Source organism: Paraburkholderia yinzeri, assembly GCF_046581065.1.
GTDB lineage: Bacteria > Pseudomonadota > Gammaproteobacteria > Burkholderiales > Burkholderiaceae > Paraburkholderia.
The window spans coordinates 399,902-423,941 of sequence record NZ_JBFOCJ010000003.1; the positions used below are offsets into that span (position 1 = coordinate 399,902).

Annotated in this window: 26 protein-coding genes; 11 read left to right on the top strand and 15 right to left on the bottom strand. The window is 64.9% G+C overall.

Annotated elements, in window-relative coordinates:
* Positions 1 to 58: 58 nt before the first annotated feature.
* Both WJ542_RS28585 and WJ542_RS28590 read right to left on the bottom strand, forming a co-directional pair.
* Positions 59 to 568, bottom strand: a complete 510-nt coding sequence (locus WJ542_RS28585) for a MarR family winged helix-turn-helix transcriptional regulator (protein ID WP_411192920.1) — start codon at positions 566 to 568, stop codon at positions 59 to 61.
* 110 nt (positions 569 to 678) lie between these two features.
* A complete protein-coding gene (locus WJ542_RS28590) occupies positions 679 to 1,065 on the bottom strand; it encodes a DUF2784 domain-containing protein (RefSeq protein ID WP_411192921.1) in 387 nt (128 codons plus the stop codon).
* Between the two features lie 188 nt (positions 1,066 to 1,253).
* Between WJ542_RS28590 and WJ542_RS28595 the strand changes: the two genes are divergently transcribed.
* Complete coding sequence (locus WJ542_RS28595) at positions 1,254 to 2,168, top strand: LysR family transcriptional regulator (RefSeq protein WP_411192922.1); 915 nt, start codon at positions 1,254 to 1,256, stop codon at positions 2,166 to 2,168.
* 34 nt (positions 2,169 to 2,202) lie between these two features.
* Here WJ542_RS28595 and WJ542_RS28600 read toward each other — a convergent pair whose 3' ends face one another.
* The 4 genes from WJ542_RS28600 to WJ542_RS28615 form a co-directional block, all read right to left on the bottom strand.
* Positions 2,203 to 3,672 (bottom strand): MFS transporter, encoded by a 1,470-nt coding sequence (locus WJ542_RS28600; RefSeq protein ID WP_411192923.1) that lies wholly within the window; start codon positions 3,670 to 3,672, stop codon positions 2,203 to 2,205.
* Between the two features lie 92 nt (positions 3,673 to 3,764).
* Entirely contained in the window at positions 3,765 to 4,151 is a 387-nt protein-coding gene (locus tag WJ542_RS28605; protein WP_411192924.1) for a VOC family protein, read from the bottom strand.
* A gap of 1 nt (position 4,152) precedes the next feature.
* Positions 4,153 to 5,133 (bottom strand): hydroxymethylglutaryl-CoA lyase, encoded by a 981-nt coding sequence (locus WJ542_RS28610; protein WP_411192925.1) that lies wholly within the window; start codon positions 5,131 to 5,133, stop codon positions 4,153 to 4,155.
* Positions 5,134 to 5,147: 14 nt separating this feature from the next.
* Positions 5,148 to 6,338, bottom strand: coding sequence for a CaiB/BaiF CoA transferase family protein (locus WJ542_RS28615; protein WP_411192926.1), 1,191 nt, complete (start codon positions 6,336 to 6,338; stop codon positions 5,148 to 5,150).
* A 245-nt stretch (positions 6,339 to 6,583) separates the two neighbouring features.
* Between WJ542_RS28615 and WJ542_RS28620 the strand changes: the two genes are divergently transcribed.
* Complete coding sequence (locus WJ542_RS28620) at positions 6,584 to 7,603, top strand: D-cysteine desulfhydrase family protein (RefSeq protein ID WP_411192927.1); 1,020 nt, start codon at positions 6,584 to 6,586, stop codon at positions 7,601 to 7,603.
* 140 nt (positions 7,604 to 7,743) lie between these two features.
* On the opposite strand, the gene WJ542_RS28625 is transcribed toward WJ542_RS28620, so the two are convergent.
* A complete protein-coding gene (locus WJ542_RS28625) occupies positions 7,744 to 8,904 on the bottom strand; it encodes a GGDEF domain-containing protein (protein ID WP_411192928.1) in 1,161 nt (386 codons plus the stop codon).
* A gap of 78 nt (positions 8,905 to 8,982) precedes the next feature.
* Here WJ542_RS28625 and WJ542_RS28630 point away from each other — a divergent pair, with 78 nt between their 5' ends.
* Complete coding sequence (locus tag WJ542_RS28630) at positions 8,983 to 9,198, top strand: hypothetical protein (RefSeq protein ID WP_411192929.1); 216 nt, start codon at positions 8,983 to 8,985, stop codon at positions 9,196 to 9,198.
* Positions 9,199 to 9,430: 232 nt separating this feature from the next.
* A complete protein-coding gene (locus WJ542_RS28635; RefSeq protein ID WP_411192930.1) occupies positions 9,431 to 10,240 on the top strand; it encodes a helix-turn-helix transcriptional regulator in 810 nt (269 codons plus the stop codon).
* A gap of 113 nt (positions 10,241 to 10,353) precedes the next feature.
* Here WJ542_RS28635 and WJ542_RS28640 read toward each other — a convergent pair whose 3' ends face one another.
* Positions 10,354 to 10,686 (bottom strand): DUF2322 family protein, encoded by a 333-nt coding sequence (locus WJ542_RS28640; RefSeq protein WP_411192931.1) that lies wholly within the window; start codon positions 10,684 to 10,686, stop codon positions 10,354 to 10,356.
* 136 nt (positions 10,687 to 10,822) lie between these two features.
* Entirely contained in the window at positions 10,823 to 11,422 is a 600-nt protein-coding gene (locus WJ542_RS28645) for an NUDIX domain-containing protein (protein WP_411192932.1), read from the bottom strand.
* Positions 11,423 to 11,501: 79 nt separating this feature from the next.
* On the opposite strand from WJ542_RS28645, the gene WJ542_RS28650 reads away from it, so the two are divergent.
* On the top strand, positions 11,502 to 12,257 hold the full coding sequence (locus tag WJ542_RS28650) for a DeoR/GlpR family DNA-binding transcription regulator (protein ID WP_411192933.1): 756 nt from the start codon (positions 11,502 to 11,504) through the stop codon (positions 12,255 to 12,257).
* Between the two features lie 30 nt (positions 12,258 to 12,287).
* Here the strand turns inward: WJ542_RS28650 and WJ542_RS28655 are convergent, their stop codons facing one another.
* The gene (locus tag WJ542_RS28655) at positions 12,288 to 12,968 is read right to left on the bottom strand and encodes a hypothetical protein (protein WP_411192934.1); all 681 of its coding nucleotides are present in this window, start codon (positions 12,966 to 12,968) and stop codon (positions 12,288 to 12,290) included.
* A 201-nt stretch (positions 12,969 to 13,169) separates the two neighbouring features.
* Between WJ542_RS28655 and WJ542_RS28660 the strand changes: the two genes are divergently transcribed.
* Positions 13,170 to 13,424 (top strand): RNA-binding protein, encoded by a 255-nt coding sequence (locus tag WJ542_RS28660; RefSeq protein WP_411192935.1) that lies wholly within the window; start codon positions 13,170 to 13,172, stop codon positions 13,422 to 13,424.
* A gap of 122 nt (positions 13,425 to 13,546) precedes the next feature.
* On the opposite strand, the gene WJ542_RS28665 is transcribed toward WJ542_RS28660, so the two are convergent.
* Complete coding sequence (locus tag WJ542_RS28665) at positions 13,547 to 14,194, bottom strand: glutathione S-transferase family protein (RefSeq protein ID WP_411192936.1); 648 nt, start codon at positions 14,192 to 14,194, stop codon at positions 13,547 to 13,549.
* 311 nt (positions 14,195 to 14,505) lie between these two features.
* Between WJ542_RS28665 and WJ542_RS28670 the strand changes: the two genes are divergently transcribed.
* The 3 genes from WJ542_RS28670 (at position 14,506) to WJ542_RS28680 (ending at position 16,050) form a co-directional block, all read left to right on the top strand.
* A complete protein-coding gene (locus WJ542_RS28670) occupies positions 14,506 to 15,099 on the top strand; it encodes a GNAT family N-acetyltransferase (protein ID WP_411193528.1) in 594 nt (197 codons plus the stop codon).
* The gene (locus WJ542_RS28675; protein WP_411192937.1) at positions 15,096 to 15,482 is read left to right on the top strand and encodes a hypothetical protein; all 387 of its coding nucleotides are present in this window, start codon (positions 15,096 to 15,098) and stop codon (positions 15,480 to 15,482) included. The genes WJ542_RS28670 and WJ542_RS28675 overlap by 4 nt, the downstream gene beginning before the upstream one ends.
* Positions 15,483 to 15,633: 151 nt before the next feature.
* Complete coding sequence (locus WJ542_RS28680; protein WP_411192938.1) at positions 15,634 to 16,050, top strand: universal stress protein; 417 nt, start codon at positions 15,634 to 15,636, stop codon at positions 16,048 to 16,050.
* Between the two features lie 18 nt (positions 16,051 to 16,068).
* Here the strand turns inward: WJ542_RS28680 and WJ542_RS28685 are convergent, their stop codons facing one another.
* The 3 genes from WJ542_RS28685 to WJ542_RS28695 all read right to left on the bottom strand — a co-directional run bounded on the left by WJ542_RS28685 (position 16,069) and on the right by WJ542_RS28695 (position 20,462).
* Positions 16,069 to 17,637: an EAL domain-containing protein gene (locus WJ542_RS28685; protein ID WP_411192939.1), complete on the bottom strand. Its 1,569-nt coding sequence runs from the start codon at positions 17,635 to 17,637 to the stop codon at positions 16,069 to 16,071.
* 195 nt (positions 17,638 to 17,832) lie between these two features.
* A complete protein-coding gene (locus tag WJ542_RS28690; RefSeq protein WP_411192940.1) occupies positions 17,833 to 19,677 on the bottom strand; it encodes a diguanylate cyclase in 1,845 nt (614 codons plus the stop codon).
* Between the two features lie 143 nt (positions 19,678 to 19,820).
* Positions 19,821 to 20,462 carry an HD domain-containing protein gene (locus WJ542_RS28695; RefSeq protein ID WP_411192941.1) on the bottom strand — a complete coding sequence of 214 codons (642 nt, stop codon included), beginning with the start codon at positions 20,460 to 20,462 and terminating at the stop codon, positions 19,821 to 19,823.
* A gap of 129 nt (positions 20,463 to 20,591) precedes the next feature.
* Here WJ542_RS28695 and WJ542_RS28700 point away from each other — a divergent pair, with 129 nt between their 5' ends.
* Both WJ542_RS28700 and WJ542_RS28705 read left to right on the top strand, forming a co-directional pair.
* On the top strand, positions 20,592 to 21,626 hold the full coding sequence (locus WJ542_RS28700) for a GlxA family transcriptional regulator (RefSeq protein WP_411192942.1): 1,035 nt from the start codon (positions 20,592 to 20,594) through the stop codon (positions 21,624 to 21,626).
* Positions 21,627 to 21,812: 186 nt separating this feature from the next.
* Positions 21,813 to 23,273 (top strand): sensor histidine kinase, encoded by a 1,461-nt coding sequence (locus WJ542_RS28705; RefSeq protein ID WP_411192943.1) that lies wholly within the window; start codon positions 21,813 to 21,815, stop codon positions 23,271 to 23,273.
* Here WJ542_RS28705 and WJ542_RS28710 read toward each other — a convergent pair.
* Entirely contained in the window at positions 23,270 to 23,767 is a 498-nt protein-coding gene (locus tag WJ542_RS28710; RefSeq protein ID WP_411192944.1) for an acyl-CoA thioesterase, read from the bottom strand. The two genes, WJ542_RS28705 and WJ542_RS28710, sit on opposite strands and share 4 nt — an antisense overlap.
* Between the last annotated feature and the right edge of the window lie 273 nt (positions 23,768 to 24,040).

Here is a 24,040-nt window from a genome sequence, read left to right on the forward strand (position 1 = left end):
ATGAAGGACCGCTTGATGGTGCCGCCGTCGGTTGGCGGCGCGGCCTCGACCGGTAGCCTCACGCGAGGTGCGCGATGATCTTGCGCAGCGAATGCAGAAACGCCTCTTTGGAGGCGGGCCCGATCAATTCGTCCAGCATCTTGTCGTGCTCGCGTGCGTGCATCCGCAGCGTTTTCAAGGCTTTCACGCCTTCCGTCGTCAGCCGCAGGGCGTAGCTGCGGCGGTCCGTGGCAAGACGCTCGCGTATCACCAGTCCGCGTTTTTCGAGCGCGTCGAGCACGGGCGTCAGCGTGGACTTGTCGCGTCCGTTGGCCTGACTCAGCGCGGTCTGGGAAATACCGGGATTCTCGTGAATCAGCTCCAGCGTGGCGTAGAAACCGGGGCGCAGATCGCTCGCGCCCACACGGCGCGCGAATGCCTGAAACGAAGCCTGCTGGGCCAGGCGCAAATGGAAACCAATCGTTTGTTCGAGCTCGCCAAACGCAATCTCCGGCGGCGAGTAGCGCGGTTCGGGCTGATCTTCCAGCAGTTTCGGCTGGCGGGCGGCATTCGACTTGTTCTGGCTCATGGAGGATCGACCCGGATGAAAAGGGTGAACGACTGCATTAAAGCAAATGATTGGAGATCCAACAGTTGGGAGTTCTACTATGTGGGTGCTTTCCGGTTCGAGGCTTTAGCTCACCGCTCAGGCGGGATCAGGCGCCAGGTCAGCACGACGGCAAGCAGGAACGCGACGTAGGCAAGCGTAAACACCCAGCCCGGAAAATCGTAGTACATCCAGACGCTGACCCAGTGCTGTATGAAGCCAGGCTGGCCGGCTGCTCCGATCGTTCCGGCGGTCCCATTGCGCAGGTAATCTTCGAGCACGGTGAGCGGGCACGGCACATCGAGCACCGCAAGCGTTGCGACGATGCCGATCGCGACGAGGTGCGTGGTGCGGAACACACGGTTGCGCGCCCACCGCTGCCTGACGGCGGCGCCGGCCCAGATCGCGGCGAGGCCGCCAACGATGAAGAGCACGAGCAACGCGTGCAGCACCAGGACCAGATTCGCAAGCCCGTTCATGAAATAGTCGCGTCGGCAGGTGGGCGGTTACCGGAATTCGACCGCCCGCAGCCGCATTCGTGCCGATCTGTTCTGTGAGCGCGTCAGCATTTTGTGGGCAGATCATCGGCATGCCAAGGTCCGCGACGAGGCCGGTGTAGACTTTGCCGGGTTCGCCTTGGCGCATCGTGCCCACTGGAATTCCCGCAATGGTCAATCCCACGCATTTCGATCTGCAGTCGCTCCGGGTGTTTCTGATGGTGGCCGAGCAAGGCAGTCTCACGAAAGCGGCCGAGCGTGGCCATCTGACGCTATCGGCCGTGAGCAAGCGCATTGCCGAACTCGAAAGCGTGACGGACTGCGCACTGCTGATCCGCCGGCCGCGCGGCATCGAACTGACGGCCGCGGGGCGTGGTCTCGTCGAGCATGCAAGCCGTGTGCTCGACCAGGTGAACAGCATGGCCAGCGAAATGAGCGACTATGCGATCGGCGTGCGCGGGCACGTGAGGCTCTGGGCCAATACCTCGGCCGTCGTGCAATTCCTGCCGGGCGATCTCGCGGGCTTTCTCGGCGCGAACCGGTCGATCAGGATCAGCCTGGAGGAACGCCTGAGCGGCGACATCGTCGAAGCGGTGAAGTCGGGCAAGGCGGATCTTGGCATCTTCGCGGACAACGTACCCGCTTACGGCATGGCGCGGCGGCTGTACCGGCGCGACGAACTGGTCCTGCTCGTGCCGCAGTCGCATCCGCTGGCCCGCGAGGCGCATGTCGATTTTGCGCAGACGCTCGACGAGGACTACGTTGGGCTCAACACCGGCAGCTCGTTGTTCGCCCGGCTGACCGACGCGGCATTCGAAGCGGGCCGGCCGCTCAAGCTCAGGATTCAGGTGTCGAGCTTCGACGGCATTTGCCGCATGATCGAGTCGGGACTTGGAATCGGTATCCTGCCGCGCGAGGCGGTGCGGCCCGAACTCCTCGTCAGCCGGCTCGGCATGGTGCGGCTTACCGATGCCTGGGCGAGCCGGACGCTCTGGATCAGCGCGAACGATTCGTCGTTGTCCGCGCCGGAGGTCGCTAGGCTGTTCGATTTCCTCTCCGGCGGCGCGCAGCCGGAGTCCTCTTGATTCGCGAGTGGCGGCGACCGTGGCGACAGCAGGTTCACACAGGATTGATTTCGTCCTGGCTGCGTCGCGTCGTCAATGGGCCGAGCACGCGCACGGTTACGGCCACGATCACGAGCGCGGTGGAGATGACGCCGAACATCGCCCCGGCGCCGTACCCGTTCAACACCGGCAGCAGCAGGAAAGGCAGCGCGCCGCTCATGATGCGGGACAGGGCATAGGTGCTGCCGATGGCGGTGGAACGCACGCGCGCCGGAAAAATCTCGGCTTGGTAGACGTGGTAGGCATTGCTGAAAACGTTCGAGGCACAAGTCGTTAGCACACCGAAGACGACGATGAGGATCGTGTCCTCCGAATACGCGAAGCCGAAGCCGAAGACCGCGATCGAAAGGATCGATGTGATCACGAGCGTGCGGCGTTCGAGCCAGTTGAGGAGCGGGATCGAGAGCAGGGAGCCGGCCGGGTAGCCGAGGAAGGAGAGGGCCATGAACAGGGTGCTTGCGGTGACGTCGAAGCCCCGGCTCTTGACCACGAGGCTCGCGAGCGTGCCGAATCCGTAGTAGCCGAAGCACTGGAACAGATGGAAGACCACCAGCATCAGGAATCGCTTGTCGTAGGGCGCCTGGCGCAGCACGGCGATATGTTCGGCGAGGCCCATCGCGTGCGGCGTGGCGGGTTCGCTGGCGATCACGGCGGGCAGTTTCGCGCCCGCGCTGTCGGCAAAGCGGCGCAACTGGTTTTGCGCTTCGTCGAAGCGGCCGCGCGCCAGCAGCCAGCGGGGGCTTTCGGGCAGACGATGCTGGACGAACAGCACGAATATCCCGCCCACTCCGCCAACGGCGAGAATCAGGCGCCATCCCGCCACCGAGCCGATCTGCAGGGTATTGAGCCATACGGCGAGGAAGCCGACGAGGGGCACCGCGACGTAGGAGACGGTATAGGCCCAGGCGGCGAGGCGGCCGCGGCGCTCCTTAGGCAGAATCTCCGAAAGATAGCTATCCGAAACAGGATAGATGGCCCCAACGCCGATACCGGTCAGAAAGCGGCAGAGCACCAGCATATCCGCATTGACCGACAAGGCGCCGAGCAGCGAAAACGCGCTGTACCACACGAGGCAGAACACGAACGCCTTGCGCCTGCCGATGCGGTCGGCGAGGCTGCCGAGGCAGAGCGAGCCGAAAAACATGCCGATGAAGGCCGAGGCGAGCAGCAGCTTGAAATCGGCGCTCTGCCGGGCGATGCCGAAGTCGTGTTGCAGCGCGGAGCCGATCGAGCTGACGAGAAAGATCTCGTACATGTCGAAGAAGAGCCCGATGCCGACCACCCATACGACGAACCGGTGCAGCGTGCCCACCGGCATGTCGTCTATCAGGCTGCCGAGCGTGGCTTCCTGAGTCCGCTCTTGTGTTGTCTCGCGAGCGACGCGCTGCCCTGCGTCGGCGCCGAACAGCGGCAAAGGGGTGCCCGCGGTCGCTACGCCGCGCCGGTCGAGCGGGTTGATGCCCATGATGTCTCCTTGATGTTCGGGGTGCGGCGTGTGGCTTCCCGGGATCTACGCCCCGTGGCGAGGGCCGTTGCCATGCCGTCATCGTGCAACGGCTAGTTCAGCAGCTCGGCAATCTCGATCAGGTTCAGGTCGGGGTCTCGCACATAAACCGAGCGGATCTTGTGCGTGGCGCCGGTGCGTGGCACCGGCCCTTCCACAATCGGCCAGTTCGCGTGCTTCAGATGAGCGATGACTTCGTCGAGCGGGACCGTCGCGATGAAGCAGAGGTCCAACGCGCCCGGAGCGGGCAGGTGAGCCTTGGGCTCGAATTCGGCGCCGCGCACGTGCAGATTGATCTTCTGGTTGCCGAAGCGGAAGGCGATGCGGCCCGCGCCGAACGTCTCCAGCTCCATCTGCAGCACGCGGGTATAGAAGTCCTTCGTGGCTTCGGGGGCCACGCAGGTGAGGACGAGATGATCGAGGTGATCGATCAGGGCCATGTCATGCTCCTTGTTGCGCGAACGCGCGCTGTTCGGGAACGCCGTCGGCCAGTGCCGGCGGCGCCAGGTGAAGGTCGAGGCGGCGGCCGGCTTTCAGGATCTGACTGGGCACGTCGTGGCCGACAAGATCGGGCAGCAGGGCAGCGGCATCGAGCGTTGCTGCGAGATTGACGCCGGTGTCGTAGCCGTCGAGTTCCAGCATGTGCACGAGTTCTTCCGTGCAGACGTTGCCGGTCGCGCCCGGTGCATAAGGGCAGCCGCCGAGCCCGCCGAGCGACGAATCGAAGCGGACCACGCCGGCTGCGAGCGCCGCGAGCGTGTTCGCCAGGGCCATGCCGCGCGTGTTGTGGAAGTGCAGCGTGAGTTCGAGGTGAGGGAACGCGTCGATTGCCTGGCGGCACAGATCGCCCACCTGCGAGGGAAAGGCCATGCCGGTCGTGTCGCACAGCGTGATGCCGCGCACGCCCAGATCGGAGAACCGGCTCATCCAGTCCAGCACGGCGGCGGCCGGCACGTCGCCTTCCATCGGGCAGCCCATGGCCGTCGAGAGCGACACGTTGATGGCCACATCGCTCCCGCTCCCGCGCACGGCTGCAACGACATCGCGAAGCTGTGCGAACGATTGCTCGCGGCTCATGCGCAGGTTCGTGCGGTTGTGACTCTCGCTGACCGACATCACGAGATTGACTTCATCGATACCGCAGGCCAATGCGCGCTCGGCGCCGCGCACGTTCGGCACGAGCACCGTGTAGACCACGCCGGGTACGCGCGTGATCCCGTGCATTACCGCTTCGGCGTCGCGCAGCGCGGGAATCGCTTTGGGCGACGTGAACGAGGTGACTTCTATCTTCGCGAAGCCGCACTGTCCGAGGCGGTTCACGAGAGCGATCTTGGCATCCGTATCGACGAAGCGCGCTTCGTTCTGGAAGCCGTCGCGCGTGGCGACTTCGTGGATAGAGAGCTTCTTTCGTGCAGGCGTCATGGTGGCGCTCCTTGCTAGATGATGCCGCGCGAGCGCCAGGCGGCGCGCGTGCCGGCATCGATACCGAGCGCGCCGAGCACGTCATCGGTGTGTTCGCCGAGCGCGGGCGCGGGGCGTTCGATTGTGCCGGGCGTCTCGCTCAGCTTCGGCACGATGCCGGGTACCTGCACCGGCGTGCCGTCGGGCAGCGCAGCCTCGACGATCATGTCGCGGGCCCGGTAGTGCGGGTCGGCGGCAATGTCGGCGGCGTCGTAGACACGGCCGGCCGGAATCTTCGCTTCGTTGAGCGCCGCGAGCACCTCGTCGAGCGTGAGGCGGGCCGCCCATTCGCCAATGGCCGCGTCGATGCGCTCGACGTCCTTCACGCGCCCGTCGTTCTGCGCGAGCGCCGGATCGCTGCCCAGGTCGGGGCGGCCAATCAGGTCCATGAGCCGGCGGAAGATGCTGTCGCCGTTGCCGGCAATCAGCGCGTAGCGGCCGTCGCTGCACCGGTAGGCGTTGCTGGGCGCGATGCCGGGCAGACTGCTGCCCGCAGGCTGCCGGACCGCGCCGAACACGGAATATTCGGGCAGCAGGCTTTCCATCATGTTGAAGACGGATTCGTACAGGGCGACGTCCACCACCTGGCCGCGGCCGCCTTGCTGCTCGCGGTGCCGAAGGGCGAGCAGGATGCCGATCACGCCGTGCAGCGCGGAGAGCGAGTCGCCGAGCGAGATGCCCACGCGAACGGGTGGACGGCCGGGTTCGCCGCTGAGGTGGCGCAAGCCACCCATGGCTTCGGCCACCACGCCGAAGCCGGGGCGGTCGCGATAGGGCCCGGACTGGCCATAGCCGGAGACGCGCAGCATGACGAGCTGCGGATTGATCGTTTGCAGTTCGTCCCAGCCGAGCCCCCACGCTTCGAGCGTGCCGGGCCGGAAGTTTTCGATCAGCACGTCGCTTTGCGCGATCAGGCGGCGCGCGGCGTCCTGACCTTCGGGCGTGCGCAGATCGAGTGTCACGGATTGCTTGTTGCGCGACTGCACAGCCCACCAGACCGACGTGCCTTCGTGCAGCAGACGCCATTTGCGCAACGGGTCGCCGGTTTGCGGCGGCTCGATCTTGATCACCTCGGCGCCGAACTCCGCCAGCATTTTCCCCGCGAAAGGGCCCGCGATGAGCTGCCCCATTTCGAGTACCCGGACACCTTCCAAAGGCCGCATCATCGCCGTGTCTCCTTCCTTCGATCAGTTGGAGACCATGTTGCGCGATTTTCGCGGGCTCGATAATCGATCGATGTTCAAGCAGGCTTTCCCGAACGGAAAGGCGGGGCTGGCGGGAGACGACGCGCGGGCTGCCTCCTGCAACTTCGGGGGGCAGCCCGGATTCCCCGCATCGTTTCATCGATAAGTCCGTATGGCGGGCTGCGATAACCTATCATGCCTGTGAGGCTCCCTAGTCACCCAATCCCATGACCACCGCACCCCTATCCCAGCTCGACCTTTCGAGGTTCCCGCGTCATGTGCTCCTCGATGGACCGACGCCCATTCAGCATCTTCCTCGCCTGAGCGCTCACCTTGGCGGCATCAACATTTACGTCAAACGAGAAGATCTGAACGGCCTGGGGGGCGGCGGTAACAAGCTGCGCAAGCTCGAGTTCCTGATCGGCGAAGCGCTGGCGGGCGGTGCGGATACGATCATTACCGTGGGCGCCCGGCAGTCGAATCACGCGCGCTTGACGGCTGCAGCGGCGGCGCGTGTCGGCCTGCATTGCGAGCTCGTTCTGACCCGGGCGGTGCCCCGTTTCGACGCCGACTATATCGACAACGGAAACATCCTGCTGGATGGCTTGCTGGGTGCGCGCGTGCATGATTTGCCGGGCTCGGCAAACGCGTTGCAATACGCCGAGGAGCGCGCAAACGAGTTGCGCGCGAAAGGCCGTAACGTCTATGTCTGCCCGCTCGGCGGCTCCAGTCCGGTGGGCTGCCTCGGATACGCGGATTGCGCCGCCGAAATCGTGGCGCAATCGAATGCCGCCGGTTTGTCCTTCGATCGCATCGTTGTTCCCAACGGCAGTGGCGGGATGCACGCCGGACTCGTTGCCGGATTTATCGCATTGGAACGGGATCCGTCGATCGTTTCCGCATTCACGGTGTACGGGAAGGCCGGGCAGGCGCGGGCTACCACGCTCGAGAAAGCCAATCAGACGGTCCGGCTCATCAATACGGGCCTGAGCGTCGATAGCGCGGCGATTTCGATTGATGAAGCGCAGCTTGGGCCTGGCTATGGAATCCCAACGGAAGGAATGCGAGAGACCGTTCGCCTGATGGCGTCGACGGAAGGGCTGTTGCTCGATCCCGTGTATGGCGGAAAGGCCTTTGCCGGCCTCTTGCAAAATGCGACCTGCGGAAACTACGTTGCCGGGCAGAATATTCTTTTCGTCATGACCGGTGGTCTTCCCGGGCTTTTTGCTTACCGGAGCGAATTCTGATATCGGTTGGGCGTTTCGGGTAGCGCGAAGAAGGCAGTACGTTTTTCTTTTCTCGTACGCCGAGGATCAGGGGGAGCCCGGCGAGGCGCCCGGGCCTCCGCCCTATTGCCGTGTACTCGTAGAACTGGCGCCCGCCGTTGCTATGCCACGTCCCGCACCTCGACCTCGGGCGCCGTCACAATGCGGTTACGTCCCATTGCCTTCGCCGTATAAAGTGCGGCGTCGGCCCGCGCCATGGCGCGCTCCAGCGTATCGTCCGGAGCGATCTGGTCGACCCCCGCGCTGAGCGTACAACGCACGCCCTCAACAGGCGACTGTTCCACAGCGAGCCGCAATGCATCCGTCAACTCCGCAGCGCTGTTCTTGCGCGCATCCACGAACACAATCGCGAACTCTTCGCCACCCAGCCTTCCAAAAAGATCGTCGGATCGCAGTTGACCGAACACAACCGACGCGATGTGCGTAAGCGCCCGGTCGCCAATTGCGTGACCAAAGCGGTCGTTGATCGACTTGAAGTTGTCGATGTCGAGAATGGCGATGGACAGCGGCTTGCCGGTTGCCAACACGTCGGAAAGCAGTCTGTTCGCTTTCGCCATGAATGCGCGCCGCATGAGTGCGCCGGTCAGCTCGTCGATCGTCGCGAGCTTGTCCATCCTCTTGACGATTTGATCGTGGACCAACATCACCATGCCGATCGACATGCAGGGCAGCGAAACGATCCCCAGACCCACGAGCAAAACGTTCCAGGGTGACGCTTGCAGAAATGTGCTGGGCGGCACGAGGCCGAAGACGACCGCGACGGCCCGCGCGATGTGGATCAAGGCGCCAAGCCAGGCCGCGGCGGTGACGAATCGAAAGGCATAGCGCGCGCCGTCACGCGGCGTGTGACGCAGCGCCAGGATACCCACGGCGATCCGTCCGTAGGCGAAGACGATGGACAGGAGGACGACTCTCGCATCGATGTTCGGCGAGACGCACGTAAAGTACACCAGTGCGGCAAAAACGCCGCCGAACGCCGCCGACTCTTTATGCCGGGCAGGGCGCATGCCGAAGAACTGGCGCGTACCCTGCACGAGCAGCAGCACGGCCACCAGCGCAACGAGGGAAGTGACGACGATCGCAATCTGGCGTGGCCGCTCGCCGGCGAGCAGCACGAATGACGACGTTACCGCGAACAGTGCGTAGGAAGCGCACCAGCGGTCTACCCCCGGCACCGCAGTCCGGTGCAGCGAGCCCAGAATGGCGACGCTCATCAGGCAGGATACGATCAAAATCCCGAATAGCGCGAGCGGGCTGAACATGAGTTTGAGCGGGCGGCAAGAGAGAACGAACGAGGAAAGACACGCCGCCATCAAACGCATGAAAGCAAAACGAAAACCATGAATCTGCGTATCCAGGCGGCGATGGAAGCATATCGTATTGCACGTGTGTCCCGGGAAAATCTCTCGTTCGCCCAACGCATCCGGATAACTACGGCGAATCTTTTCTGGCAATCAGCCATGGGGAGATCCCGGTTCCTGGAATATCCGATCCTTCTGGGGAGGCGGGCAATAATGCAATTGCTCCATCCGGAGCATGCAGAAAAGGGCTTTTAATTAAACGCCGTCTAAACCGGTGTCGCGAACGCAAATCTGGCGATTGCGCAATCGGGCTTTCTCATGTTCCATGCGAACGACCACAGCAGCACTCGTTCGTGCACTTGGGATCGATCCGGTTTTGTGCTATCAAAGTAAGCAGAAAGACCAAGAAAAGAACAAGAATCGATAGTGGGGCTTTCAGGGTTCAGCCGGGGGGCGCGCCAGACAGAAGTCGTGAAAGGAGGCACCCGTGCACGAACCAGATGGTTTCCTGTTGTCGTTGCATGCCGCGGCCCGCGAAGTTCCGGTCGAGGCCTTCCAGGAGCATGCACTTAATCTGCTTAGACAAATCACGGCGCTGAATCTCGATCTGCCAGACCTGTTCGGGAAAAATCGCAGTCCGGGACTACTCAACTATGTGCACCGTTACGGGCATATTCAGGCTTTGATCATCGGCCGCCAGTGCGGGGAAGCGGGCATGCATCAGGCGATCTCGCTGTACCGGGCTCGCGAGGACAAACCGTTCGCGGAGGCGCAGCGCCGGATGCTGGAGGTCGTGTTCCCGCATCTTACGGAGGCTTTGCAAACCAGCATGGCCTTCCACATGGAGCGGATCAGGCCGCGCGGCGGCGAAGTCGCATGGTCGCTCGCCATCTGCGATACGGCCGGGGAGTTCCGCTTCGCCGAGCCGGGCTTTTGCGATCTGCTGCGTGTGGAGTGGCCGAGCCACGCGTACCGTAATTTGCCCACGCAGCTTGCCGGCGTGATCGGCGGAGGCAGGAAAGCGCGCTTTCAGGGGCGCGCGGCGCTCTTCGTCATCGAGGTCGTGCACGATGTCGTTTTCGTGCGCGCCCGTGTGCGCGTACCGGTCGACGCGCTCTCGCCGCGCGAGCTCGAAGTCGCGAAACTGGTGGTCGCAGGCCTCACGCACAAGGAAATCGCGAAGGCGCTTGCGCTCGCACCGGCCACCGTGCGTAATCATCTGCAGGCAATCCATGAGCGCGCCGGCGTGCATACCAATGCGGAGCTCGTGCAGCAGCTCAGGCATGCCGGCGTCTAGAGGGCTTTTCACCAAATCGGGACCGGCGTGTCGAGACGAGCGAAATCACCGGTGTCGAATTCGACGTACGGCACATGGGCACCTTTGCATCGCGCGAAGAGGCGATGACGCGCTCAGGCCGCCGGAATCACGTCGATACGCAAGGCTTCGCCGCCGGCCGCGATGGCGAGCAGGCGGTCGACGTTCGGATGCGCGCCTGGACGAGTGCGCGCATCGGCAGTGTGTTCGGCGAATACAGCAAGGCCATGCTCGGCGGCGCGTGCATCGAGCGTGCCGAAGGCCTGCTTCAGGTAGTGATAGACCGCCAGCGACCCCTGCCTGCCCGGTTTGTTTTCGATGCTTGCCGTCACGGCGCCCTGGCCGTCGACCAGGTCGATGCGCTCGACGCCTTCGATGGCGGGCAGTTGGGCGAGGTTGTCCTTGAATACGTTGCTCGGCTGAATCACTCGAAATACTCCGTTGAAGGGGATGAAACTGGCGGCCCGCATCTTAACCTGGAGCGCGGCTCATCACGTACCCGCTACGCGGGCTGCGGGAGGCTGAGCCTCGAATGCGTCGTGATACGAAACGATTTTGCGAGCGTCATGCCGCGCGTGCCGGTTTGCCCAGATGCAGGGCGGCATACTGTAGAAGCATGATGGTTTTCCCGTCTTCGATCCGGCCTGCCCCGATCCATTCGAGCGCCGTGCTCAACGGCAACTCGACGACTTCGATTTCCTCGCCTTCGGCTTCCACGCCGCCGCCACGGCCCACGCGCATGGACGGGTCGTATTCGCCCACGTAGAAGTGCAATCGCTCGGTCACCGAACCGGGGCTCATGAAAGCCTCGAACACCTTGCGCACCTCGCGCACGCGATAGCCGGTTTCCTCCTCGACTTCGGCGCGGATGCGCGCCTCGGGCGTGGCATTGTCGAGCAGACCGCCCGCGGCCTCGATCAGCATGCCGTCATGGCCGGTGACGAATGCCGGCATGCGGAACTGGCGTGTCAGCACGACGTGCGCGGTTTCGGGATTCCACAGCAGGATCGTCGCGCCGTCGCCGCGGTCGTAGGTCTCCCGGTTCTGCCGCTGCCAGCTCCCGTCGCGGCGGAGGAAATCGAACGTCACCTTTTTCAGCACATACCAGTCGTCGGACAGGACAGTCGTTTCGACGATACGGACCCGCTCGCGCGTTGCGGTCATGGCACTCTCCATTCGACAGATCGGTGACTTGCATGGTAACGTGCATATTCGCGCAATATCAAGAAATTTCGTGCAAACCATGCTGACCAGTCAACGCAAGAAGGCCATTCTGGAAACGCTGCGGCGCGAGGGGCAGGTGCTGGCAGGCAACCTGAGCGAACGGTTTGGCGTGTCGGAGGACACGGTGCGCCGCGATCTGCGGGAACTGGCCGCGGAGGGGTTGCTGCAGCGCGTGCATGGCGGTGCGCTGCCGGCCTCGCCCGCCGTGGCGCCTTTCGCGCAGCGCGAGGGGATGGAGACGGCGGCCAAGCGGCGCATTGCGCGGTGCGCGGCGGCGATGATTGCACCGGGGCAGGTGGTGATCGTGGATGGCGGGACCACCTCGGCGCTCCTCGTCGCCCATCTCGCGCCCGACCTCGCGGCGACGATCGTGACGCACAGTCCGAGTGTCGCCGTCGCGCTCGCGGAGCATCCCGCGCTGGAAGTCGTGCTGATCGGCGGGAAGCTTTACAAGCATTCGATCGTGTCGGTTGGCGCGGCCGCCGTGGAGGCGATCTCGCACATTCACGCCGATCTCTACTTCATGGGGGTGACGGGCGTGCACCCGCAGGCCGGGCTGAGCACCGGCGATTTCGAGGAAGCCTATATCAAGCGCGCGCTCGCCGCGCGCGCCGCAGAGACCGTTGTGCTCGCATCGGCGGCCAAGCTCAATGCCGCCTCGGCGTACCGGATCGGCGACATTTCGCTGGCCCAGACCATCATCGTCGAAGCCTCGACGCCAGAGTCACTGATTGCGCCGGTCGAGCAGGCGGGTGTGACGGTCGTGCGCGCGTGAGGCGGGTGCCATAGGGGGCAAATGCTCCCGTCAACCGCCCAGGGCCACGATGGCCATCGTCAGCGCGCTGCCCAGCGCCACCATGCCTAGGCCCGGCCGCCAGCCTCCCGTGCCGGCGAAACGTCCCAGCGCATAGCCGCCCGCGAAGAGCATCAGCAGGGTCAGCACGCGCGAGACGATCAGGGCGACGGCGAGGTTCTGGAACAGCACGAAGGGCAGCGCAACCGGGAACGTGGAGAGCACGACGATCGTGAAGATCCCGAGCGCGCCCGCGAAGTCCGCGGCGTCCAGCCGGGCGTGGCGGGGCAGGGTTTCCATCGCGGCAATGCGGGCGCGTATGAGTTCGAGCTCGGGCGCGGCGACCAGTCCGCGCAGCGAAGGCGGCAGCGCGTCGTGCAGCTTCCGGACCGCGGCGGCGGGGTCGCCTTCCCGCTTGATGCTCAAGGCGAGCGAAAGCCGCTTGCCTCGGCCCGTGAACGTGCGCACGAGGAACATGACGGCGTCGGCCAGTCCCCATGCGAGGTTGCAGCCGAGCGCCGAATAGAGCATTTTGCGCCCGGCATCGTGCCCCGCGCTCACCACGGAGACCGCCCCGACGAACGTGAGCGCCATGAAGAGGCCAAAACACAGTTCGGAAACGCGGTCGACGGTATCGAGCACGGGTTCGCGCGGTTCGGGCTGGTCATGGCGGGTGGCGAGCGTTGCGTTCATGAAGCGTCCTCGGTTCTGGCGATGGAGGGGGTAGGTCCGTGCGCAAATGCACGCGGGCGATCTCGCATTTTTGAATGTGTACTTTTACCGCGCGCAAGGCGGCATACCGCCGAAGTGTGTTTAATAGGGGCTGCGCGCCGGTGCAACAAGGGTAGCCGCGGAGCGGCGGCGTGTCAGCCACCAGAATCACGGAGAAGTGACATGATGCATATGCTGTTGGGCAACATCGAACCGGGGACGACCGGCGACGAGATTCGCGACCTGCTCGTCAAATATGGCTTCCCGCCTTTCGATGAGATCGCGTTTATCGAGGGCGACGGCTCCCGGCCCGCCGTGGCGCTGACTTTCCACTCGATCGACGCCCATGTGCTCACGAGCCTGCAGTCGCGGCTGCACAATATGTACTGGAAGAATCGCCAGCTTTCGGCAGCAGTTGGGCGCGAGCGCTTCGTCTAAGCCGAAAGGGCACGCCGCCGCTGTCCGGGCGGCGCGTCATGTTGCCATGCATAACTAAGTAATTGGCGGTACATCTGGTTGCGGCCGGCCGTCATGCCGGCCGTTGTGTCGATTGTCGTGCGTCACACCCAAGGCTGTGCGAGCTGCTCGGTTTCGAAGGCACGCACGACGGCCGGGCGTTCGAGCATGCGCGCGAGGTAAGCGCCGATCTGCGGCCACGTACGCGCGGGGCGGTGGAAGCCGCGGGTCCAGCGGCATAGCATCAGCGCGTACGGATCGAGCGCCGTATAGTGCTCGCCGAGCAGCCACGGGCCGCCCGCAGCCGCGAGCTGCGCTTCGATCTGATCGAGCAGCCCGGCGATCTTTGCTTCGGCCTGGGCCGCGACCTGCCGCGCGCCTTCGATATTGCCGGCATCGACCCAGCGCTCGGGATAGAAGTAGACGATCAGTGCGGCTTGCAGCGTATTCGTGAGCCACGCGAGCCACTGATAGAAGTGCGCGCGCTGCGGCGTGCCGAGCGCCGGGGCCAGTGCTTTCGCGGGATGCGTGTCGGCGAGGTGCAGGCAAATGGCGGCCGTTTCGTAGAGCACCAGGTCGTCGTCCACCAGCACGGGAATCAGGCCGTTGGGATTCAGCTTGAGGTAATCGGCCGATTTGTGCTCGTCGTGGGTTCGATCGACGAGCTTCAGCTCGAACGGCTGCCCGATTTCCTCGAGCAGGATGTGCGGAGCCATGCTGGCATTGCTGGGATAGTAGAACAGCGTTTTCATCGGGTCTTTACACTCGGCAGATGCGTTCTGGAATGCAGCGCGGCGATGAGGCAAGCGGTGCATCGGCATTATTGCAGGAAGGCAGGCGGGCACCCAATCCTTTGTTCGCACAAGCAAAACCCTGCATGCCTGGGCGGCGCGCATGATGCGCCAGCAACACAAAACCCGCCGGCTTTTACGACATTTTTTCTTGTGGCACGCGCGGCGCCAACCCTAGACTTCGGTATAGAGCAAGGACCGGAGGGGCTATGTCGAAGCAGCGCACAGCGTCGGGGAATGGAGAAGAACGGATCATCTGCAATCAGCCGGGTATGGGACGGCTCGTGCTGCGACGATTCGATCCCCAGCGCGACTCTTGGGAACATCTCACGAAGCTGCTGCATCGCGCGTTCGCGAGGCTTGCGGCGCTTGGCCTGCACTGCGGCTGCGTGGATCAGGGCGCGAGCGTCACGCGGCAGCGGGCGCTGGCTGGCGACTGCTTCGTTGCGGTGTGCAACGGGCGCATCGTTGGGACGATGACGCTCGAGTCGCGCGACAGCGCCTCGCAGTGCGAGCAGTACCGTCAACGTCACGTCGCCTCGCTGCATCAGTTCGGCGTAGATCCTGCGTGGCAGCAACGCGGCATTGGCCGTGCGCTGCTTGCCTTTGCGGGCTATTGGGCCGCCGCGCGCGGTTTCACGCAACTCGCGCTAGACACGCCGTTTCCTGCCACGCATCTGATCGACTACTACCGGGCTCACGGGTTCAGCCTTGTCGATGTCGTGCGCTTCGCGGGCCGCGGCTACGATAGCGCGATTCTCAGCAAGCCCGCCACGACCGGGTGGCCGTTTCCGGCTTTCCCAGCTTTCCCGGTATCTACGCCACCTGGCGCATTGCCGCGCGGCGCCGCGCATCTGCCGTTATGAGCGATGACCGGCGCCCGCCGCCTTCCGGGCAGGAAGAGGAAGCACGCATCCGGCAGGGCCTGCGCACGCGTGCGCTGCTCAAGATCGTGCTGGTGACGATTGCTTTCAGCCAGGTGCTGGTCATGCTCTTCGGGATGGCCGCACGGACCCTCGATCCGGACGTGTCCGCCATGCCTTCCTTGATCTTCGGCTACGTGACCTGTGCGCTGGTGAGCTACTGGCTGCAGGCGGACGCGCGCCGCGCCTGGCAGCATGCCCGCGAGCGCGGCCATATCCGACGCGGAACGCAAGGCCCACTGCCGGGCATCGAGATCGCGGCGGCGTGCCCGCGTCGCTGGCTCGTGATCCTGTACGCGGAGTTGAATCCCGCCGCCAAGGCCTGACGCGCATTGACGCATTGACGTTTACGCAATTTTTGCGGAGCCATCAGGATTCCTTGCAGCTTTTTGCCGGGCCGCCCGGTATCGTGAGATCAGGCGCATCGGGCGTCATTCCATCAAAAAGCAGCGGGCATATGGCCCAGCGAGGTGCGCGGTGTTGAAACTGCTGATTCCCATACTCGATCGTAACGGCGCACTGGAAGCCGCGCGCCACGGCGCATTTCTCTTCGCGGAGCGCTGCGTTTCCGAGGTCGAGATCGTCGAAGTGCTGGACGAGGTCGGGCAGGACCGGAGCTCGGCTTTCCGGTCGAGAAGCGAGTTGCGGCGCTCCGAAAAGCAGACTATGCGCGACGCGCTCCTGCGCACGCGCGCGATCCTCGACGACGCGGGCGTGCCCTATACCTGGAAGCGCGTGTTCGGCCAGCCCGAGCGGATCATCGCGACTTGCGCGGAGAGTGGTCATGCCGACATCGTCGTGCTCGACGCGAGCCGCCTCGGCTTCTTTCGCAAGTGGGGCATGCTTGCGCGGCTGCGCCGGCTCACGCATACGCCCGTCACGCTGCTCCAGTGAATCGGGCGCCGCAAGGCGTCACCCGGTTGGGACCGTGCCGCGGGCATTGGGCGGGACACCCGTCGCCAGCGCATAGCGCACGAACTGTTCGGCCGGCATTGCCTTCGCATACCGCCATCCCTGCCCGTACCGCACGCCATGGCTTTCGAGCCAGTCGGCCTGGTCCGCGGTTTCCACGCCTTCGGCGATCACTTCGAGCCCGAGGCCGTTCGCCATGGCAATGATGTGCGGCACGATCGCGTCGACTTGCGCGCCCGTACGCAGGGCACGGACGAAGGCCCGATCGATCTTGATGCCGTCCACGGGCAACTCCTGCAGGTAGGCCAGGTTCGAATAGCCGGTGCCGAAATCGTCGATCAGGATCCGGTGGCCCGCTGCACGATAGCGGTCGAGCACAGGAGCGAAACGGCGTGCGTCGATGAATGCGCGCTCGATGGCCTCGAACCAGATTTGCCTCGGCCGCACGCCGTATTGCTCGCAGCCGGCCTGCAAGGTGTCCATCATGCGCGAGGTTTCGAGATCGTCGGGCGTGAGATTGATCGACACGTGCAGATCGCGGTGCCCGGCGAGCAAAGCGCCCACGCCCTCGAACACCGAACGGATCACGAGGTCCGTGATCGGCTGGATCAGGCCTAGCTGCTCGGCCATGGGAATGAACGAATCCGGCGCGACGATGGTGCCGTCGCCGAGGCGCCAGCGCACCAATGCCTCGGCGCCGACACAGCGGCCGCTCTGCAGTTCCACGATAGGCTGGAACCAGGCCTCGAACTGGCGTTGGCGGATTCCCTCCAGCAATGCCGCGCGCGGGGTGCGCTGGCGCCGCCGCCAGGCGAGCACGAGCCAGGCGACGAAGGTGCTGGCGAGCAGGGCGGGGAGGATGAGTGTCTTCATCCACCGCAGCCAGTCGGGGCGGATGCTGCGTTCGGGTTCGTAGGCCACGACGGCGAGCGGATAGCGGCTCGACCGCTCGATGACGTAGTAACGGTCGTCGGTATAAGTCGAGGGACTGCCGCGGCGCACGGCTTCGCGTACGGCGTCCGGATCGGCGTTCGGCCAGCGCGCGATGACGAGCGCATTGTGCGTCTCCAGTATGCCGATTTCGATCGTGTCGTCGAGCGGCACGATGTCGAGGTAGAAGCGTGGATCGAGCACGACGAAATAGTTGCCGTAGCGGATATGGAACATGCGCTGTTCGTGGCCCGGTTTGCCGGTCGTGCTCTGCCACGCCGGGAAGCCGCCCGGCAAGGTCAGTTCGGGCGGCGGCAGCGGGGCGCCGGCGTCGTTGAGCGTCGAGCAGGCGGTACCCTGACCGTCGTTCCAGGCGGCCCCGCGTACGTAGCGGTGCTCCGCTTCCACTTGCCGGAGCAGCCGAAGATGGTCCGCCGTGCAGGGTGGGCCGCTGTAGTGCGAGAGTTCGCGCAAGGCGGCTTGCGCGTCGTCGGTCACGAGTTCGGCGCGCATGAGCGCCCGCCGTGCGTATTCGTCGACCTGGGCGCGCTGGTGGCGCTCGGTCACGGCGCTCATCGTATAGGTGACGACCGCCAGCGTTACCGAAACGGCAAGCGCGGCGAGGGCAATCGTTGCCAACGTTGTCAGTCTGCTGGCCATATAGGGCAGGCGGTTTTGCGCGGCTTCGACGAACGGGACGGCATGAGAGCCGACGCGGCCGGCCCCCTGGCAAGGCGTCAGGCCGGCGCGGCGAGAGACGATTTCGTCCGATGTTAGCGGCTTTCGCGCGAAGCTGGACGGCATGTGTCCGGACGGCGCCGCCCGGCGCGCAGCTTACGCTTTGACAGGTCCGGAGCGGGCTGCGTCGTCGGACACGACGCGGTTGCGCCCGTTTTCCTTCGCGCGATAGAGGCGGCGGTCGGCCGCCGCCATCAGCGTCTCGCAGGTGGCGGGGCCGTCTTCGGGGCTTGCCGCTACGCCAATCGAGATCGAGAACGGAATCGTCTCGGGCCTCGCCGCATCGGGCTGACCGCCGCTGCCCGCGTGCCCGGCGTGCATTTCCACGGCGCGGCGCAGCCGCTCGGCCACGGCGGCGGCGGTGGCGCGATCCGCGTCGGGCAGCAACGCCGCGAACTCCTCGCCGCCGAGGCGCGCCGGCACGTCCACGGTGCGAAGGCTCGTGCGCATGAGGTCGGCGAGGATTTCCAGCACGCGATCCCCCGTGGTATGGCCCCACCGGTCGTTGACGTGCTTGAAGTGGTCGATGTCGATCATCAGCACTGCGATGGGTGTCGGGCCGCCGGGCGCGCGGGCGGCGTGTGCGATGGCTCTGGCGAACGCTTCGTCGAAGGAGCGCCGGTTGGCGAGACCCGTGAGCGGGTCGCTGCGCGCGAGCGCCGCGAGCCGGGCGCTCGCTTCGACGTAGCGGCCGAAAATATGGTTTACGACGCGCAGTGTGCCGAACAGCAGGACGGCGAGCGCGAGCCAGGCGACGATCAAGGGGCTGCTGAACACGTGCTTCGCGGCGTTGAGGGTGAGTTCCAGGTTGTCGGTTGCGCTCGTCAGCCCCCATTGCGTGTCGCCGATGCGCTGGAAGATCAGGTAATGGCCGCCGCGCTCCACCACCGTCTTGCCGTCGCGCAGCCAGGCGCCGGCGGAGGTGTGTGCGGCCTGCAGCAGGTCATCGGTAAAGGACGCGGGCCGGGCCGCGATCATGTCGCCGTTGTGGAAATAGATGGCGTTGCCGTTGCTGTTGACGAGCGCGAAGTCGGCAGCCGCTTCGTCGTCGGTGAGGATGCCTGACGAGAGTTGCAGCGCGAGCAGGCGCGACGGCGTGACGTCCATGAGCACCACGCCGCGAAAGCGGCCGCGGACGTAGACCGGCGCGCTGAGGGTTGCGATGGCTTCTCCTTGCTGAAATTCCGTGTAGACCGGTGTCCAGACGACGTCGTGGGACGTATTGCTGTCAGGCAACTGGCCGCGGTAATAGGGCATTTTTTCGAAGCGGCGGAACATGGCTTCGACATTGGCCGCCGGGCGTTGCGGCGAGATCACGTAGAGCCCGTTCGACGAGATGAACGCCGCGGTCCTTTCCACGGCGTCCGCATTCTGGCTGATCGCGAGGAGCGGTCCGATCTGGCGGGCGAGCACGAGGTCCGCCGGGAGCGTGGCGTCGTCGCGGCGAAAACCTTTGAGTCCGTAGAGGCCCGCAGCGTTCGTGCCGAACACGGGCGGTCCATCCATGGCGCCGGCGATTTCCCAGGTGTTCAGGCTCGTGTCGGAATCGGCGGTGGACGTGGCAGCCGGAGCGGGGTGGGGCGGGGTTGCGTGGGACGGACGGGCGTTGTGCGGCGGCTCCGGCTCCGGGATGGACGCCAGTACGTGCTGTGCATAGTCGCGCAGAAACAGCAGCCGGCGGCTTTCGGAGGCGATCAGCGCATTCACGCCCGCGGCCCGGACCTCCAGGTCGCGCTGCCGGTTTTCCAGGTCCTGGCGGGTTATCTGGTAGAGCTGACGTATCCCGACGGTCGCCACGAGCGCCATCGCGCAAACGAAGCATAACGTCACGATCAGGCGCGGACGCTTCATCACGATGCGGGAAACGATGCCCGCGTGCTTGCCGGTCTGGGTAGCCGCGTGCTTGCCTGTTTGCCGCGATGGGTCCGCCGTACGATCCATGGATCTCCCCGATCCGCCGAAGCAGCGCGTGAAATCCGGGGCCACCGCCCGCAGGGCGCGGGCTGGGCCGGTCCGGACAATGGGCCAAGGATAGCATCGCCCGCGAATGCCCGGACGGTGGCGGTCCTTCCACCTTCGACGTCTTACCCGCGCCAGGCCGAGTGGCGGATCACGCTGCAGAAGTTGCCGGCGTGAAAATGCGGATCCTTGTCGGCGAGCACGTCGGTCTTCACGTTGCCGAACGTCGTCGCCGGCTTGTGGTGGATGCCATCGTAGAACGCCTGGATGATGTCTTCCTTGAAATGCGGGGTGCGCGGATGCGCGTGCACGATCGCTTCGCGTTCGGCGTCGCTGTATTTTTCATAGGCGAGGCCGAGCACGTCCATTTCGACACCTGCCGTCACGAGCGCGATTACCGGATGCATATGTTCGGGAATGCCAGGTGTCGTGTGAAGCGCGATGGCGGTCCACACGAGATCGATGTCCTGTTGCGCGATGCCGTGGCTCTTCAGGAAATCGCGCGCCGCGTTGGCGCCGTCCACTTCGAAGCGCTCGTGCGGACTGCTGTGCGCGTGCATAAGGCCCACGTCATGGAACATCGCGCCTGCGTAGAGCAGCTCGGGGTCGAATTTCAGTCCGCGCTGCCGGCCCGCGAGCGCGCCGAAGTAGTACACCCGGCTCGAATGATGGAACAGCAGCGGCGTTTCGGTGTCGCGCACGAATTCGGTGATCTCCCGGGCCAGTTGGCTATCGGGAATTGCAACGTCGTTCAGGTCGAAGCTCATGGGAATCTCCGTGTGGGAAGCGGTGTGCATCTATTGTGGTTCGTGCGAGAATTGTCCTCAATTGACTGAAGGCGCCAGATTCTGCCATTTCGCGCAGGATCCGGACATGGAAGCGGAGTGACAGGAAACATGGCCAGAATCGTCGCCATTCTTGCGTTGCCGGGCGTCCAGCTGCTGGACGTGAGCGGGCCGCTCGACGTCTTCGCGCAAGCGAATCGGGAGGCCGGCCGGCATGTCTACGATCTGCGCGTGGTAGCATGCCGGCCCGGCCCCATTCGCAGTTCCTCGGGCGTGCGGCTGGTGGCCGATGCGGTGGCCGGCGCTGCGGCCGCTCAGGGGCAAGCCGGAACGCAGGCAGCGGGCGAGGGGCAGGAGCGCATCGACACGCTGCTCGTGGCCGGCGCGCCCGACGCCGCCACCGCGCAGTTGCCCGCGCGCGTGCAGGCGTGGCTGCGGGCGAGCGCCGCGCGCAGCCGGCGCTACGGATCGGTCTGCACAGGCGCCTTCGTGCTTGCCGCGAGCGGCCTGTTGCACAAGCGCCGCGTGACGACGCACTGGGCCGCGGCGGAGCGGCTCGCGCAGATGTGCCCCGGTGCGATTGTCGAGGCGGATTCGCTCTACGTGCGCGACGGCAAGTTGCGCACGGCGGCGGGTGTGACGGCCGGTCTCGATCTCGCGCTCTCGCTCGTGGAGGAGGATCTCGGGCGCGAGATTGCGATGCGGGTGGCAAGCCAGCTCGTGATGTTCTTCAAGCGGCCCGGCGGTCAGTTGCAGTTCAGCCGCGGCGGCGCCGCGCAGCCGTCCGGGCGCTCCGCGCTGCAGGAGGTGCAGCGCTGGGTGGCGGCGCATCCCGAGGAACCGCACCGCGTGCCCGATCTTGCTGCCCGCGTGGGCCTGAGCCCGCGCCATTTCGCACGGCTCTTCCAGTCCGAGGTCGGCATGACGCCGGCGGCCTGGGTCGAAACCGTCCGCGTCAATGCCGCGCGCGGCCTGCTGGAGACGTCGGGCGAGGCGCCCAAGCGCGTCGCGACCCGCTGCGGGTTTGCGAATGCCGACACGCTGCGGCGCGCATTCATCAAGCATGTCGGCGTGACGCCGGCAGAATATCGCCGGCGTTTCGCTTCGCATGCGGCAGCGGGTACGACAGCCCGCCAGATTCGGTAAGGATTAGAAAGTGATTCGTGGCGCATCGGGAGGGCATGCGCAGTGCATCCGCAGTACATCATTTGTGCCTGAACAAGATAAGACGCCACCCTGCAAAGACAATACCGGCGATAATCTGCGAAATTAAGCGCCGCCCGCTGCGAGGGGGCGATCGGCCGGCAAAAATACAATCCACGCGACAAACTTATGTTCTCGATCCTGCCCGCGTTCGTGTCCGCGCAGTTTCTCGGATTCGGCGTATACGTGCTGCTCACGGAAGGCGTGACGCGCCTTTCGGTGCCGTTCGCCCTGATGTGCGCGACCACGTTCATCTGGCAGGGCACGTGGGCCTTTCTGTTCCAGATCTCAGACCCCGAGCTTTCGGGCATGCTCGTCAAGCTGGGCTATCTCTTCATCCTGTTCCTGCCCACCACCTTCTATCACTTCGTTGCCGAAGTCACCGCGCGGCGCGGCGAGAAGCCGTTCCTCGTCGCCTCGTACAGCCTGAGCGCCGTGCTGGCGGTGCTGCTGGTCCTGAGCAACTGGGTGGTGGACGGCTATGGCACGTTCTTCTTCGGGCGCTACCCGAAGGCGGGCCTGCTGCATCCCCTGCACGTCTTGCAGACGGTGGTGCTCACGCTGCGCAGCGGCTGGCTGCTGGTTTCGGCACACCGGCAGACGCACGCGCACGACCGCCGCAAGCTGCTCGACCTCTGCCTGGTGAGTCTGTGCCTCTACGGCCTCGCCGCCAGCGATTACGCCGTGAACTACGGCGTCGGCTTCTATCCGGTGGGGGCCCTCTTCATTGCCGTGAGCCTCGGCATACTGGCCGTGACGATCGTGCGCTACGGCCTCATGCGGCCGTATCTGCTCGCGGCCACGGTCGCGCACGAAGTCGCGACGCCGCTTGCCGCCATCGGCATGCACGCCGAGGAGATCGGCAACGTGCTGCCCGAACTGATGCGCGGCTATCAACTGGCCGTGCAGCATCAGCTCTGCGTGGACGGCCTGTATCCCGGGCAGTCGGAACGGCTCACGTCGCTCGCTTCCTCGATCCGCCGGCAGGTGGACAGCACGAGCACCGTGGTCGAGATGTCGCTCGCGTCGTTCACGCTGGACCGGCTCGACCGGCGCAGCTTCGAAATCTGCTCCATGCGTTCGTGCGTGAACGCGGCGCTCGAACGCTTTCCGTTTCGCGCCGGCGAGCGCGAGATGGTGGACGTCGAGCCGATGGAAGCCTCGCTGCGCTTCTCGGGTTCCGATTCGCTCGTGGTCTTCGTGCTTTTCAACCTGCTCAAGAACGCGCTTTTCGCAATCCAGAACGCCGGCGGCCCGGGGCGCGTCGAGATCGGCGCGCACGACGAAAACGGCTTTTGCGTCCTCACTTTCCGCGACACCGGACCGGGCATTGCCGCGGATATTCTGCCGCGCATTTTCGACCCGTTCTTTTCGACCAAATCGCATGGCCGCGGTGTCGGCATGGGCCTCGCTTTCTGCCGGCGCGTGGCGGATGCGCTGGGCGGCAGCATCGCATGCGAATCGGAGCCGGGCGTCCACGCCACGTTCACGCTGCGCCTGCCGCAGCCCGGGTCCCCCGCGGACCGCGCGCTGCATGATATGTCGGGGCGACCCCGCCGCTGGGCGGCGGGGCAGGACTATGCGGGTTAATTCACGCCCGAAGGCAGGATCAGCTCATATTCCTTGACCCGTTCGATGATGCCCGGCGGGAAGCGGCGAATGCGCTTGTCGGTGCCGGCGAACAGGATCTGCTGATAGCCGAGCGATACCGGCTGCCCGTCCACGCAGAAGCGGAACACGAGATAGGCGGAGCATTGCCGCACCTGGAACGTATTCAGATAGCAATCCACACGCTGGAACGGGAATGTCTCCTGAACGTACTCCTGATGCGCGCGCTTGGTCACGAACACGCCACCCGAAGCGAGCAGATTGTTGTGGATGCATTCGTGGAACCAGCGTTCTCGGCAAATGCCTTGCCATTCGAAATAGCGCGCGAAATAGGTGTTCATGAAGGCATTGGAGTCCTTGAGATAGATGTCGATCACGTGATGGAACGTCTTGCTGGGCGTTGCATCCGTGATCTGCTCGGAGAGCTGTGCAGTGCCACGGGTAAGGAGGGCGGGAATGGCTTCGCGTGTGAACATCGTATAACTCCGGAGGGTGACTGCAGGCGGCAGCCGCGCATGTCATTCCGCGAAATGACATGCGAGCATTCTGGCCCCCTTCGTGCGCCGCAAAAACGGCTCGGACCACACTGTTTTTGCGCCCTTGGCGTAGCCAACGTTTGCCGTTGATGCGCATCGCATTCGAGGCCGCACACTACTGCTCACAGGTTGCTGCGCGATGCGATATCGCCGCATAATCTGGACGCTTTGCACCGGGTATCGCGCACGGAATCGTTGCCGCCCCGGCCTGTA

Bases quoted from the DNA above. Each gene is read 5' to 3' on its own strand.
- WJ542_RS28585 (WP_411192920.1), bottom strand. From the start codon at position 568: ATGAGCCAGAACAAGTCGAATGCCGCCCGCCAGCCGAAACTGCTGGAA.
- WJ542_RS28590 (WP_411192921.1), bottom strand. From the start codon at position 1,065: ATGAACGGGCTTGCGAATCTGGTCCTGGTGCTGCACGCGTTGCTCGTG.
- WJ542_RS28595 (WP_411192922.1), top strand. From the start codon at position 1,254: ATGGTCAATCCCACGCATTTCGATCTGCAGTCGCTCCGGGTGTTTCTG.
- WJ542_RS28600 (WP_411192923.1), bottom strand. From the start codon at position 3,672: ATGGGCATCAACCCGCTCGACCGGCGCGGCGTAGCGACCGCGGGCACC.
- WJ542_RS28605 (WP_411192924.1), bottom strand. From the start codon at position 4,151: ATGGCCCTGATCGATCACCTCGATCATCTCGTCCTCACCTGCGTGGCC.
- WJ542_RS28610 (WP_411192925.1), bottom strand. From the start codon at position 5,133: ATGACGCCTGCACGAAAGAAGCTCTCTATCCACGAAGTCGCCACGCGC.
- WJ542_RS28615 (WP_411192926.1), bottom strand. From the start codon at position 6,338: ATGATGCGGCCTTTGGAAGGTGTCCGGGTACTCGAAATGGGGCAGCTC.
- WJ542_RS28620 (WP_411192927.1), top strand. From the start codon at position 6,584: ATGACCACCGCACCCCTATCCCAGCTCGACCTTTCGAGGTTCCCGCGT.
- WJ542_RS28625 (WP_411192928.1), bottom strand. From the start codon at position 8,904: ATGTTCAGCCCGCTCGCGCTATTCGGGATTTTGATCGTATCCTGCCTG.
- WJ542_RS28630 (WP_411192929.1), top strand. From the start codon at position 8,983: ATGAATCTGCGTATCCAGGCGGCGATGGAAGCATATCGTATTGCACGT.
- WJ542_RS28645 (WP_411192932.1), bottom strand. From the start codon at position 11,422: ATGACCGCAACGCGCGAGCGGGTCCGTATCGTCGAAACGACTGTCCTG.
- WJ542_RS28650 (WP_411192933.1), top strand. From the start codon at position 11,502: ATGCTGACCAGTCAACGCAAGAAGGCCATTCTGGAAACGCTGCGGCGC.
- WJ542_RS28655 (WP_411192934.1), bottom strand. From the start codon at position 12,968: ATGAACGCAACGCTCGCCACCCGCCATGACCAGCCCGAACCGCGCGAA.
- WJ542_RS28660 (WP_411192935.1), top strand. From the start codon at position 13,170: ATGATGCATATGCTGTTGGGCAACATCGAACCGGGGACGACCGGCGAC.
- WJ542_RS28665 (WP_411192936.1), bottom strand. From the start codon at position 14,194: ATGAAAACGCTGTTCTACTATCCCAGCAATGCCAGCATGGCTCCGCAC.
- WJ542_RS28670 (WP_411193528.1), top strand. From the start codon at position 14,506: ATGGGACGGCTCGTGCTGCGACGATTCGATCCCCAGCGCGACTCTTGG.
- WJ542_RS28675 (WP_411192937.1), top strand. From the start codon at position 15,096: ATGAGCGATGACCGGCGCCCGCCGCCTTCCGGGCAGGAAGAGGAAGCA.
- WJ542_RS28690 (WP_411192940.1), bottom strand. From the start codon at position 19,677: ATGGATCGTACGGCGGACCCATCGCGGCAAACAGGCAAGCACGCGGCT.
- WJ542_RS28695 (WP_411192941.1), bottom strand. From the start codon at position 20,462: ATGAGCTTCGACCTGAACGACGTTGCAATTCCCGATAGCCAACTGGCC.
- WJ542_RS28700 (WP_411192942.1), top strand. From the start codon at position 20,592: ATGGCCAGAATCGTCGCCATTCTTGCGTTGCCGGGCGTCCAGCTGCTG.
- WJ542_RS28705 (WP_411192943.1), top strand. From the start codon at position 21,813: ATGTTCTCGATCCTGCCCGCGTTCGTGTCCGCGCAGTTTCTCGGATTC.
- WJ542_RS28710 (WP_411192944.1), bottom strand. From the start codon at position 23,767: ATGTTCACACGCGAAGCCATTCCCGCCCTCCTTACCCGTGGCACTGCA.